We start from the raw sequence: 13,760 nt of genomic DNA, 5'->3' as shown, positions 1-13,760 counted from the left end.
GTCACCCTTCCGCTTTTAGTTCAAGGATGGAATCGCGAAGCTCGGCAGCACGCTCAAAGTCAAGTGCTTTTGCTGCTTCTTTCATTTCCACCTCTAAGCTTGTAATAAGTTTTTCTCTCTCTTTTTTCGTCAACTTCGATAGTTTCGGTTGATCGTTTTCATACACTGCTGATTCTTCTGCAGCATGTGTCGCACGAATAACATCTCGAACATCTTTTTGGATTGTTTGTGGTGTAATCCCATGTTTTTCATTATATTCTTGTTGAATGATCCGTCTACGTTTCGTTTCATCAAGCGCCTTTTGCATAGAGTCAGTAATCTTATCCGCATACATAATAACATGGCCTTTACTATTTCTGGCAGCACGTCCGATTGTTTGAATAAGAGAACGTTCAGAACGCAGAAACCCTTCTTTATCTGCATCTAGTATAGTTACTAAAGAAACTTCTGGAATATCGAGCCCTTCCCGTAATAAGTTAATTCCAACAAGCACATCATATTTTCCCAATCGCAAATCACGAATAATTTCAATTCTTTCTAGTGTTTTTACCTCTGAATGAAGGTACTGAACTTTAATTCCCATTTCTTTTAAGTAATCAGTTAAATCTTCAGACATTTTTTTCGTTAACGTAGTGACGAGCACACGTTCATTATCTTTAATTCTGTCATGTATTTCCCCAAGAAGATCGTCAATTTGCCCTTCAATTGGGCGCACATCAATCGTTGGGTCTAGTAAACCTGTTGGGCGAATAATTTGCTCCACCATTTCAGGACTATGTTCCATTTCATAAGGACCAGGTGTAGCAGAAACGTAAAGAAGTTGATTTGCTTTCTCTTCAAATTCTTCAAACCGCAGTGGTCTATTATCCATAGCCGACGGAAGCCGAAAACCATGGTCAACAAGTACCTTTTTCCTTGCTTGGTCTCCATTAAACATCCCACGTATTTGCGGAAGTGTAACATGAGACTCATCAATAACAATAAGGAAATCTTCCGGAAAATAATCTAATAAGGTATAAGGCGTAGAGCCAGCAGGTCTTAATGTTAAGTGACGAGAATAGTTTTCAATTCCTGAGCAAAATCCCATTTCCCCCATCATTTCCAAGTCATAACGTGTTCGTTGTTCTAAACGCTGCGCTTCTAATAATCTGTCTTCTGCCTTTAGTGCAGCAAGCTGTTCTTCTAGTTCTTTTTCAATATTTTTAATTGCGACGCGCATTTTTTCTTCTCTTGTTACGAAGTGGGAAGCAGGAAAGATTGCTATATGATCACGGTCTCCCATTATTTCACCTGTTAGTGCATCCACTTCACGAATTCGGTCAATTTCATCACCAAAAAATTCAATTCGCATACAATGTTCATCTCGTGAAGCAGGAAAAATTTCTACAACATCCCCTCGTACACGAAAAGTACCCCTTTGGAAGTCGATATCGTTCCGGTTGTATTGGATATCCACAAGTTTACGCAGCAATTGGTTACGCTCTATTTCCATCCCTACACGAAGAGATAGCACCATCTCACGGTACTCTTCTGGTGAACCCAAACCATAAATACAAGAAACACTAGCGATAATGATGACATCATCTCGCTCAAATAACGAAGATGTCGCCGAATGTCGCAGTTTATCTATTTCATCATTAATACTCGCGTCCTTTTCAATAAACGTGTCTGTTTGGGGGACGTAGGCTTCTGGTTGGTAGTAGTCATAGTAGCTGACAAAATACTCTACAGCATTCTCGGGGAAAAACTCTTTAAATTCACTGTAAAGCTGTCCGGCTAATGTCTTGTTGTGAGCAATAATTAATGTAGGTTTTTTTACTTCTTTTATAACATTGGAAACAGTAAACGTTTTTCCTGTCCCTGTTGCACCCAGCAATGTTTGATGCCGCTTTCCTTCTTTTATTCCAGCTGTAATTTTTTCAATCGCTTTCGGCTGATCTCCCTCTGGCTTGTATTTTGACTTTAACTTAAATTGATCCTCCACTACTTTACCTCCTAGTAAAAAGGATTTTTTATCTTGTTCGGCAGGTATGTCACTACTAATAAAATGTAAATGAAGCAGCAATCACAACCATAATTTTTATGTAAAGTTTGCATCTATTTATACGGAATTTCCGAAAAAAACTGATATAAACATTCTACCACATTTGTTAGAAAAATAACCAGAAAAAAGCGAACAAAAGTTCGGGATTGTTTTATAGGAGTGAAAGAAAAAGATTTATTACTAACAATTTTTCACAGCAAAATAATCCACAATAGTTGTGAATAATAATGTGAATAACTTGTTATTATCCTCATTGATATGTTAACAACCCAATATGTTATCCACATATTATGTAAAACACTGTTAACGAACGTCTTTGTACACGTTTACACCTGTGGATAGTATATTTGAATCAACAGGTTATTCACAATTCTATCCATTTATCCACAAAATAGCCTATTTTTTCAAACTGCAAACTAAATGTACAATCCCCTTAATAAGCAAATGAACTCGGAAGGCTAGACATAAAAAAACCTAAGTATGTGAATTGTCCACAATACTTAGGTACTTGTTTTTGCTTTTTTCATCATTCCATTGGCATACCAAAAACCGAATGTCAGAGAGGCAGCATCGACAACGATAAGTGCCCATGAATCAGTATAGCCTTTGTAAACGGAAGCAGCGATTAACGCCACTGTCAATATCAACCCGATATAATGGTTGTATGTAACCCTAGTAAACAATACCACTAATAACGCAGGAAGAAATATTGCCAAAATAAATTTTGAAACCATTTGCTTTCTCTCCTCTATTTTCTCAGCAAAGCTTGTCGTCTCTCGGCAAGCCGCTTCCACTTTTCTATTTGTCTAGCCCCAGCGGCTCGAGGTATTTTCTAACGGCTACTTTCGCAAAGTTTGTTGCCTTTAAACTACACACTAAGCTTAATTTACGGGCCGAATCTATAAGTAAAAACAACAACCTATGAGAAAGGAGCCTTTCTGATAAAAGGAATACAACCATTCTACCGAAAATCTTGACTTAGCGAAAGTGTTATTTCTAGCCCTTGCTCCCGTTGACTATCCCTATATTTCTTCAGTCGGTGAACCTTGCCTTTCCACATGGTTTGACATATCAATCAACTTATTTGTCCGTTCCGTTAATTCACTGTGTGGAATATATTTCTCTGCCAACATATCAGGTAAAATTTCAGTTAAAAAGTATTGTACACAGTTCATCTTTTTGAATTTCAGTATCGTCGAAAGTGCCTCATAATAGATTTCGAAAAACAATGGTTCTGGATTTCCTTTTTGTATCTCACCGAAAGATTCGTAAAGAAGATCGATTTTATCCGCAACAGAAAGAATCCGTCCTTCCAATGTCTCATCTTTTCCTTCTTCAAACCTGTGTAAGTAGACTTCTTGAAACTCAGGTGGAAACTCGGCATAAATGAACTTTTTCACCATTTCTTCTTCTACTTGACTAAACAGTGTTCGCAATTCATCGGAAGCATATTTTACAGGTGTTTTTATATCTCCTGTAAACAACTCCGCATAATCATGATTTAATGCCTTTTCATAAAGCGATTTCCAGTCTACCTTTTTTCCTTTTTGCTCCTCTACTGTTCCTAAAAATTGAGCTATTTTTGTTACTTTAAAAGAGTGGCTAGCAACATTATGTTCATGGTATTTAAAGCGCCCCGGACACCGATATAAATATTCTAGATCGGATAAACTTTTAAAATAATGATGAATCCCCAATTTAACTCCTCCTTTTTATAAAAACACCTTCTCTTAAAGATTCATTCATGTATATTGGTTTAACTCCTCTACAAGTATCGAGTTAAATGGCTCATAAAAAAGAGTTGGCAATTGGTGACTTGCCTTTGGAATAAATTTCATTTTTTGTTGTTTACAGTCCTCAAACAAGCCAGATTGAGAATTAGCCCAGTCTGATTTCTTACCATAAATCAATAGCAATGGCATGGTTATTCTTTCTATTCTATCTAATCCATCATAGTACAACGACTGCTTGTAAAACTGATACCAAATTTTTGTATTTGCTTTTTCCATATGCTGAATCAATGTTTGTTGAAATTCCTTTTCTTTTGAATGCGCCTTAGCTAAAACTTTTATTAATCGATCAGGTTTATTTTTCACCATTTTCATTCCTAATAGATGCATAAGCTTAAGCGATTGACTTGTTACCTTAGGATAGCCCCCAGCAAGTACTAGAGAAATAACAGCATCCGGGTACCGGTAAACAAACTCCTGGGCGATAATGCCACCCGCAGAATAACCGACGAGGACACAAGATGATATTCCTATATGATCTAGTATCGCTTTAATTTCTTCCACAAATGTCTCGATACTAGCGAAACTTGCAGAATTTATCGAATCCCCGTGTCCTCCTAAGTCAGGTAAAATAATACGGAAAGATTTGGATAGTGACCTCTGATTTTGAAAAACTACTCTTCCCATTCCCGGTGGATGAATAAAAACTACAGCTATCCCGTCTCCGATGTCATCATAGTAAAGATTGCGGTCAAAAAAAGTACAAGTTGGCATTGTGGATCCCCTTCTTTTTAAAAAATATATCTTTCCTGAGTAGGTTATTTCTTACTTACAGTTTTCACCTACTCACAAGGACTTAATCATTTTCCCAGAAGGGTTTCCTTTAAATATAACTGTTTTTTCTATATAGGGCTGCCCCAAAATTAGCATTAATTTTGGGGCAGCCCTAACCTGTTTAATATGCTTTTAAATTAGTCTCGCTGTTACAACCTCTTCAATAAGTTTTAACTCTTCTTCTACCTTTTGCTTGTCTTGAGTGCTAAGCTCTTGATCGACATCAATCATTGTATAAGCCCACGCTTGTTTACTGCGGTTAATCATATCTGCAATGTTTACACCAAATTTTGAAAGAACGGATGTGATAGACCCAACCATATTCGGAACATTTTTATGCATAACGGTTACCCTTGTTTTTCCGCTGTACGGAAGTTCTACATCAGGTAGATTGACAGCATGCTTTATATTCCCTGTTTCAAGAAACGATTTCAGTTGTTTTGTAGCCATCACAGCACAATTTTCTTCGGATTCCACTGTAGATGCCCCGAGATGAGGCACCGCAATAACATTTGGTAACGCAAGGACTTTTTCATTTGGAAAATCGGTAATATAATTTCGGATAATTCCTTCTTCTACAGCCATTGCTAGCCCTTCTTCATCAACAAGCTCTCCTCTTGAAAAGTTCAAAAGGGTCAATCCTTTTTTCATTTTATAAAAACTTTCTCTATTAACATAGTTTGATGTTTTTTCTGTTAACGGGATATGTAAGGTAACAAAATCACATTCTGCCCATACTTCCTCAAGACTCATAGCTCTATTCACTTCACGGGAAAGCCTCCAAGCGGCATCAACGGAAATGAATGGGTCATATGCAACAACGTCCATCCCTAACGCAAGAGCATCGTTAGCAACTAAAACACCTATTGCACCAAGCCCAACGACACCTAACTTTTTCCCTTTCACTTCTGTCCCTACAAAGCTTTTCTTTTCTGCTTCGACGAGCTTCGGAATTCCTTCACCGGCTCCGTTTAGCGTACTAGTCCATTGAACAGCAGAAAATAGATTACGAGAAGAAGTTATTAAACTAGCTAATACTAATTCTTTCACAGCATTTGCGTTCGCACCTGGTGTGTTAAAAACAACAACCCCATTTTCCGTACATGTATCAACAGGGATATTATTAACACCTGCCCCCGCCCTTGCGATTGCTTTTACAGAAGCAGGAATTTCTGTCTCATGAAGATTCATGCTTCGGATAAGCAAGCCATCTGGTGTCGGAGTGTCATTTAGTACATAAGTTTCGTCATCTTGTATAATAGATAAACCTCTTTGAGCAATTGCATTGTACGTATTAATAGAAAGCATTCGTAATTCCTCCTGCTATTATAAGAATATATTTTTTCGTAACTATTACCTATTTTCTTTTTCGAACTGGCTCATAGTATCGATGAGCTTCTGAACACCTTCAAGCGGCATTGCATTGTAAAGACTCGCTCTCATTCCACCAACAGAACGGTGGCCTTTTAAAAACATTAGTCCTTCCTGCTCGGCACGTTTAAGAAATGCCTCATCAAGTTGTTTGGATTCTGTCAGAAATGGGATATTCATGAACGATCTATTTTGTTTAGAGACAGGGTTCTTAAATAACTTGGATTCATCTAAGAAATTGTACAGCATTTGTGCTTTTTCTTTATTTTTCACCTCCATCTCCTTAACGCCACCTTGCTGTTTTACCCACTCTAAAACAAGTTTCATCACATAAATGGCAAACGTAGGAGGCGTGTTGAACAATGATTTATGTTTTACATACGTTTCATAGTTAAGCATTGTCGGACAGTTATCCGAAGCGTTGCCAACAAAATCCTTACGTACAATAACAACCGTTACCCCGGATGGTCCTAAATTTTTTTGTGCTCCAGCGTAGATAAGCCCAAACTTTTTAACATCAATGGAATCGGACAAAATATGGGAGGACATATCCGCAACTAAAGGAATATCCCCTGTTTTTGGATAACGTGAGTACCTCGTTCCTTCTATTGTATTGTTAGAAGTAATGTGAACATATTGCGACGCTGAAGAGAGATCTTGGTGAGTGTAATCTGGTATTATGTATGGATTCTCAGGAGTAATCGTGTTAATCGTTCCTTGTTTACTTGCTTCTGTGACAGCTTTTTTCGACCAGCTGCCAGTAATGATGTAATCTGCCGATTGATGCGGTCGCAACAAATTAAGAGGAATCATCGAGAATTGCAAAGACGCCCCTCCTTGTAAAAATAAAACATGATAATCATCAGGAATAGCGAGAAGTTCACGAAAAAGGGCTTCTGCACTTTCGATAATATTTTCAAAAGCTGCAGACCTGTGACTTAGCTCCATAACAGACATTCCCGTCTGGTCATAATTCAGTAATTCTTCCTGTACTTTCGCCAAAACAGGCTTCGGTAACACAGCTGGTCCGGCAGAAAAATTAAACACTTGTTCCATAGAAAATTCACTCCAGGTTAGTTCAGAATTTTCCCACATTATAATGAAGGCTAACACCCCCGTCAATCTGTCAATTCTGGTAAGAAAACGCTTTTATAGGGCATTTATGCATGTTTCCTACTATGTTTCATCATTAATAGAAGTTTTTGAATTTTTATGAGGTTTAGAGGGAATGGGGATTTTCAACCAAAAGTACCTAGTATCAAATTAAATAATTGTCCAGATACTTTTAGCAAGCGTTGTTGTAAGAATTTATCTCAATGGATGTTTGTAAAAAGTTATTTTCGTAAATTTTATTGTTTTTCAACTACAAACTAGGTTTTAATTGGAGCGGAGGGCACTTGACTCCTGGCGGAAAGAGAGGGAAGTTGGAGAATTGCCAAGTCCCCCTTATACTCCTTCTTTTTCAAAACGATTAATATCCCTGTTGTGACCTATAATAATTAACAAGTCATCTTGTAAAATAACCTCCTCTGCTGAAGGAGACACAATGACATCTTTGCCCCTTTGGATCGCGATAATGTTACAGCCGTATTTGGAACGAGCATCCAATTCTAATAACGATTTATTCGCTACTTTACTTGATGCATATACTTCCACGATACTATGTTCCTCGGACAACTCGATATAATCAATCATTTTATCGGAAGAAATATGATGAGCAATCCGTCTTGCCATATCTCTCTCCGGATGGATAACTTTATCCGCACCAATCCGATCTAACACCTTCTGATGATACAGATTAGAAGCTTTCACCCATACTTTTTGGACACCTAATTCTTTTAATTGCAATGTTGTTAAAATACTAGCTTCAATATTTTCACCGAAGGAAACGATAACATGATCAAAGTTACGAAGACCCAATTGTTTTAAAACTGTCTCATCCATTGCATTCGCTTGAACAGTGTGGGTTGCGATCCCCATATATTTTTCGACTACCTCCGCACTTCGATCTATCGCTAGAACCTCAACACCTAGTCCACTAAGTTCTTGAACTAAATTTCCCCCGAACCGTCCTAAACCTATTACGGCAAATTGCTTTTTCATGATGACTTCCTCCGTTTAACACATATTAATTTTAGCTTATCCCGCTATGTATGAATCATCCATTCACTACCACTATAATGAAAAAAGTGCATTGGTTTATTAGCCACACGAATATAGCCGCAAGTCAAAAGACACTATCCACAAATGACTTCGCCAAAACAGTTATCCACATGTGAATAAAAAATCAAACATTAGCACCTCAGTCACCTCTAATAATAATGCTGCTATCCACATGCAATATTTTCATAACTAAACAACAAAAAAACCACAAGGAACAAGCCTGTGGCCTTGACTAATCAATCACAAGTATACCTCTCTCAAAACGCTTACGAGGTTAGCTAACGGATTCGGATTATGAAAGTAACCCTACCTTTCGAAAGGATTCACCCCGAGTAAAATGGGTCCCCCGCACCTTAACGGATTAAGCGAAAAAGAATATGAATTTCTGATTTTTATATCATACCCCTGTAAACATGACTTGTAAATGATAAAACCCTTAGAAATAACTTGATTACAACAGTTGTTTCTAAGGGCTAATTCAAGCACTACTATTACGCAGGAGTACTCTGGCTAAATATTTGTCCAATCGCATTTTTAATAATGCTTCTCAACCCTGCATTACCCGATAGTCTAGCAATAGCTAAAGCCAAGAACAATAAAAATAACACTAAAACGGTAGCAATCAAGACTACTCCCTCCTTTCTTCCTCTAATTGCGAGAATCTACTCTTACTTTAATAGGATATGAAATAAGGGGGAAGCTTGTCTTACACTGTTACCTATTTTTTATAAAAAGGGGCACTTACTATATTCAAAAAGGCAAAAAGCATGGTGTATACTTTTTGCCTTTTCTTTATTACAATATGTCACATCAAGACACGCGATCACTAGCATCCCTTGCTGCCTGCTCAACAAACAAAATCCCCAATTCATGGTGGTCTCCCTCATACAACGCACCTTGAGTAAAGCGAATTTCATTGTTTGTTCCAATCACTTCAAGTTTGCAGTACGCACCATTTTTTTGCAATGCTCTATAAAAAGCTCGCTCATCATTTACCTCAATTCCATTAACCTTTGTTATAATTTCTCCGGTAACTAGAGCTAACTTTTCAGCAGGAGAATCTTGTAGAATATCAATAACCATTACTCCTTTTGGCTGACGGTTGTAGAAGAATGGCTTCGAGTTTTCCTCAACACGATGACGATAGGAAATCCACACTCTTCCTAAAACCGCTAAAGCCCCGGCAATGACAGAAAATAATGGTGCAAAGAAGCCCGTTATGCCAAGCGTTAAAACTAGTGCTCCTAGCCAAAATACACGATAACCTGTTTGCTTTGTACTTATTTCAGGTAATGTACTCTGTATCAACTGTTGAAAGCCAAATAGAAACGGTACGAGAAATAAAGAATAAGTACCAGATCCAATCGTAAAAACAGGCCACCATTCAAATGGGAGAGTGAATTCTCCAGTCGGTAGTAACACTAGCATTGGTACAAGCCATAATTTCTTTGATTGATGTGCGCCCACTTTTAACCCACGGGGACTTTGAATCAATCTTGGCGAAGTATTTTTTCCACCATTTCTTCTAATTAGTAACCCCTCTATTACCGTAAGAAGTCCCATCAAAATGACAACAGACCTTAGAAACCCAAAATCTATATTATCAAAGTATGTAGAAAGAAACGGTATTTCCCATTGAAAATAGTCTATTCCTATAAGGATAAAATAGGTAGAACCCATTATAATTGCTGGGGACAGAAATTGATAACGAAATGTTAACGCCAATAGAATGGTTAAAATACCGCTCACTAGAATTGCTGCCACTGGGATGACAACACCTGCAACCACTATTGGAATGGAAAACAACAATCCAAACAGTATTCCCTTTGACAATAGCACTCTAGTATCATGGTAGCCATCAAGTAATCTAGTATTAAAATCTCTACGTTCGCTTTTTACTCGAAAATAACCAGTAACTATCGCAAAAATGATTGAAAGGTACAAAATTGGATGCAAAAAAAGTTTCCCAAAACCTTTAAGTATTTCTATAATCCATTGTTCCATGAAGCATTGTCACCACCTTTAGACGCAAAATTATCATTACCTATTATTTTATCAAACTCCTCTCGTAAAGTGAACTTCAATCAGTAACGGTTCTGTTTCATTTCCTAACTAAGAAGAAATTCGTGTGATAACACCCTACACTTAGCTAACTACTATCCCTTGAGGTTAGAACTAATGTGTAGTAACCTTCACCTTTCGTTCTTCAAAGAATATAAACTGCTCGCTATTTCCAACATTTCTTTTAAAAACCCTCTCTAATCGACAGCGTTCCCTTTTTTTCCCGGGAAATGATAAAGAAAATAGTGAAAAATGAAGAAAGGTGCCTACCCCCAAGTCTTAACGCGTTTTTAGCGATTGGGAAAGGCACCAATATCCTTTTAGTTCAATCGTGTCAGGTAATCAAGTGCTGCTTGAAGCTGGAGATCATTGTCTTCGTCTTTTACTGCTTTTACTATTTGTTCTTGAAGGGCTTCTGCTGTTTTTTGATTTATTTCCCCTGTTGCAGGAAGCTTATTTTTTGCCTGGAATGCTTCAACAGCTTTTACTGTTTCTGTACTATAATAACCATCTGTTCTACCTGGTTTGAAGCCAAGTCCTTGCAGCATTTCTTGTGCATTTTTTACTTGTTCATTATTCATTTCCTTTTTTAACGTTTTTTCCACTTGCAAAGGATGTGAGTAGAAATAGTTTGGCTGACGTACTGGAATATCTGGTTTAATACCTTTCTTGTGAATCCAATTTCCATCCGGTGTTAACCATTTAAACATGGTGAGCTTAATGTTACTACCGTCTCCCATTGGAACTGCTTGCTGCACCGTTCCTTTTCCGAAGCTCTTTGTCCCTATAAGTGGATAATCCTCTGCTTCTTGTAACGCTCCCGCTAGTATTTCCGAAGCAGATGCACTTCCTTCATCGATTAATACCGTAATTGGGTATGCTTTTTTCTCTTTCTTTTTTGAATAAGAACGCATGACTTCACCACTTCGTTCTTCAATTTGAACAAATGGCTTATCTGATGTTACGAGCTCATTTGAAATTTTATCGACGCTAGAAAGAAGTCCTCCAGGATTTCCTCGTACATCAATGACTAGCCCTTTAATTCCTTGCTTTTCTAAATCTGCCAACTGTTCTTGAAAGTCTTCAGCAGTGTGTTCCGAGAAAGAAGTGATTTGAATGTAGCCTATATCTTTCCCTTCTTCCTTTTTCACTTCCGAAATAACCGTTTCAACAGGAATTTCATCTCTTTTTACCGATACTTCAATCGGCGTCGTTAATCCCTCTCTCATTACTTGCAGCTTTACTTCCGATCCTTTCTTTCCTCTAATTTTCAAAGTCGCTTCGTATAAGTCTAAGCCTTCTACACTTTCTCCATTCACTTTCACAATTCTGTCATTTGGTTTCAATCCCGCTTCCTCCGCAGGTGAATTTTTAAAAGGAGCAACAATAACTAAATTCCCATCAACAATCGTTACTTCCGCTCCAATTCCTTCAAAGGAGGAATCAAGGGAGTCACTAAATTGGGCAGCAGTTTTCGCATCCATATAAACAGAATATGGATCATTTAACGTTTTTAACATTCCTTCAATCGCACCGGCAACTAACTCACTATTGTCTACATCTTGAAAAAACTTTTCACTGATAAGTTCATAGGCAACTTCTACTTTATGAAGCTTGTCAGGCAGTTTCATTTCCCCGCTCTCTGGATTCAACATCTCGCCATTCTCTTCTGATGCACCAGGCGTTTTCCACCATTCCATCCCGCCATACATTGCTCCTGCTCCCACTAGCATCGCGATAAGGACAATTACGATTAACCTTTTAGAATCCCTCTCCATCTGTTTCCCTCCAACTTGTCTATATTAGCGGCTAAAAAAGGCAGGATAAAACTCCCTCTGCCTCTAGCAGGCTTTTCTGTAATCAAAAAGACACCACACAAAAACGCGCTTAGGCGGTGCGATGTCTTTGCTATTACATATATATGACAGCGAAGGACAAGTTATGTTAGTTGTTTAATTGGAAACAGCTACTCATTTCAGCTTTTCTCTTTTATCATCTTCCGACAGAATACCCCTTCCTCAAGGAATGTGGAGGGCGGTAGCCCAATGAGTAGGGAGGGGATGAATGTCAGTTGACGTTAGCCAAAGTTGTTAAACACCAAGAACATATGTGCTATGTTTTTCTTGTGCAGGTTGTTCTTTGAAAACTGAAGATATAGGGTTATTGCAGGAAAAACGTCTGCAACGTAAAATCTTCAACGTTCAGTCGTCCCACACTCACCGAAGTAGCGAAAACCAAGCAAAAGTAGGGAGTGTGGAGAATTCAACGTACAAGATATTGAGTAATAACCGCAGGAGCTGCGGGGGTAGCCTGCTAAAAAACTGGTGGATACACTAGTGTTCACAGCAATCCCCCACTTCAAGCGTTAGCTAAGTGGGGGTAGTTCAAAACAGTACATAAATCAAGAGCACTTTATCGTTTAACGAAAATGGTTTACTAGCGGTAGCTCGCTTTCTCAGATTCGTTCGTATAGCTGCTAGTATTTAAATACACTAGCTCCCTTTACTTTCAGTTTTGTTAAATGCGATTGTATAATCCCGCCCCACTTTTCAAATTCAACTAAGAACCCATCATGCCCAAAAACTGTTGGTATAAAATAATGAGTGCTATCGGGAATTATTTCCGTTAACACCTTTAACGACGCCTGCTCATAAATAAGGTCGCCATCGTAACTTATTCCGATTAATTCACATGGCAAATTAGCGAGAAGTTCTTTCCAGTCCTCTCGACCTCTTTTAATGTCGTGCGTGTTCATCGCTCTCAATAAAGTGAGATAACTATTTGCGTCAAACCGACTCCGTAATTTATTTCCTTGGTAGTCTAAATAGGACTGCACTTCAAACTGTTGATTGTTTTGACCTCTTGTAAATCGCTCAGCAAAAAGTGCTCCCGTTCTATACGTAACCATTCCAGCCATTCTCGCAATCTCTAATCCTTTTATTTCACAATTCTCTTCGTAATATCCGTTATTCCAATGGGGATCATTTTCAATACTTCTAATCCCAATATGATTAAAAGCAATTCCGTAATCACTTAATTCAGGAGTGACAGCTAATGGAAATATTTTCTGGACAAATTGAGGAAACATTAATCCCCACTCTAATGCTTGCATCCCGCCTAACGATCCACCAATAACAGCTTCAAGCTTTTTAATGCCAAGGGTTTGAAGAGCTGTATGCTGCGCACTCACCATATCTCTAATCGTTATTTCTGGAAAGTCAGGACCATATCTCTTCCCTGTTATAGGGCTAAGGGAGGCAGGTCCCGTAGACCCATCACATCCCCCTAGTACATTGAACGAAATAATTTGAAATTCATTTGTATCAATATAGCAACCTGGACCTACTAACCCTGCCCACCATCCTGGTTGATCATCGTCGCCACTTACAAGATGATTACCTGTTAATGCATGGCAAATCAAAATTACAGGACCGTTTATATTTCCACTTCTTTCATAAACTAAGTTGATATCTTTTAATATTTCTCCACTTTCTAACGTAAGAGCAGGTATTCGGATGGAGCTTACTATGGTGTCTTGAATTTTTTTATTCTCCATA

Annotated in this window: 11 protein-coding genes and 1 riboswitch; all 11 genes read right to left on the bottom strand. The window is 38.1% G+C overall.

Translation table 11 applies throughout. The features are described from left to right. Position 1 precedes the first annotated feature (1 nt). Positions 2-1,984, bottom strand: a complete 1,983-nt coding sequence (uvrB, locus tag ACFSUL_RS01245; RefSeq protein ID WP_377931947.1) for an excinuclease ABC subunit UvrB — start codon at positions 1,982-1,984, stop codon at positions 2-4. 560 nt (positions 1,985-2,544) lie between these two features. Continuing rightward, positions 2,545-2,778 carry a CsbA family protein gene (locus ACFSUL_RS01240; RefSeq protein WP_071410758.1) on the bottom strand — a complete coding sequence of 78 codons (234 nt, stop codon included), beginning with the start codon at positions 2,776-2,778 and terminating at the stop codon, positions 2,545-2,547. 288 nt (positions 2,779-3,066) lie between these two features. After that, positions 3,067-3,741: an HD domain-containing protein gene (locus tag ACFSUL_RS01235; RefSeq protein WP_377931945.1), complete on the bottom strand. Its 675-nt coding sequence runs from the start codon at positions 3,739-3,741 to the stop codon at positions 3,067-3,069. 45 nt (positions 3,742-3,786) lie between these two features. After that, a complete protein-coding gene (locus tag ACFSUL_RS01230) occupies positions 3,787-4,548 on the bottom strand; it encodes an alpha/beta fold hydrolase (protein WP_377931943.1) in 762 nt (253 codons plus the stop codon). 192 nt (positions 4,549-4,740) lie between these two features. Then, complete coding sequence (locus tag ACFSUL_RS01225) at positions 4,741-5,916, bottom strand: phosphoglycerate dehydrogenase (protein WP_377931941.1); 1,176 nt, start codon at positions 5,914-5,916, stop codon at positions 4,741-4,743. A 45-nt stretch (positions 5,917-5,961) separates the two neighbouring features. Then, positions 5,962-7,035, bottom strand: coding sequence for a 3-phosphoserine/phosphohydroxythreonine transaminase (gene serC, locus ACFSUL_RS01220; protein WP_377931940.1), 1,074 nt, complete (start codon positions 7,033-7,035; stop codon positions 5,962-5,964). Positions 7,036-7,425: 390 nt separating this feature from the next. Continuing rightward, positions 7,426-8,082, bottom strand: coding sequence for a potassium channel family protein (locus tag ACFSUL_RS01215; RefSeq protein ID WP_377931938.1), 657 nt, complete (start codon positions 8,080-8,082; stop codon positions 7,426-7,428). A 307-nt stretch (positions 8,083-8,389) separates the two neighbouring features. Continuing rightward, a riboswitch (cyclic di-AMP (ydaO/yuaA leader) is annotated at positions 8,390-8,520 on the bottom strand. 113 nt (positions 8,521-8,633) lie between these two features. Continuing rightward, positions 8,634-8,768, bottom strand: a complete 135-nt coding sequence (locus tag ACFSUL_RS01210; RefSeq protein ID WP_377931937.1) for a hypothetical protein — start codon at positions 8,766-8,768, stop codon at positions 8,634-8,636. A gap of 184 nt (positions 8,769-8,952) precedes the next feature. Next, the gene (locus ACFSUL_RS01205) at positions 8,953-10,146 is read right to left on the bottom strand and encodes a PDZ domain-containing protein (protein WP_377931935.1); all 1,194 of its coding nucleotides are present in this window, start codon (positions 10,144-10,146) and stop codon (positions 8,953-8,955) included. Between the two features lie 377 nt (positions 10,147-10,523). Continuing rightward, positions 10,524-11,981, bottom strand: coding sequence for a S41 family peptidase (locus ACFSUL_RS01200; RefSeq protein WP_377931933.1), 1,458 nt, complete (start codon positions 11,979-11,981; stop codon positions 10,524-10,526). A 698-nt stretch (positions 11,982-12,679) separates the two neighbouring features. Continuing rightward, on the bottom strand, positions 12,680-13,759 hold the full coding sequence (metX, locus tag ACFSUL_RS01195) for a homoserine O-acetyltransferase MetX (RefSeq protein WP_377931931.1): 1,080 nt from the start codon (positions 13,757-13,759) through the stop codon (positions 12,680-12,682). Position 13,760 lies beyond the last annotated feature (1 nt).

This window comes from Bacillus seohaeanensis, assembly GCF_042684945.1.
Lineage (GTDB): Bacteria > Bacillota > Bacilli > Bacillales > Bacillaceae_B > Rossellomorea > Rossellomorea seohaeanensis.
The sequence above is the reverse complement of the archived record's forward strand: the minus strand, read 5'-3'. Positions and strand labels throughout refer to the sequence as shown.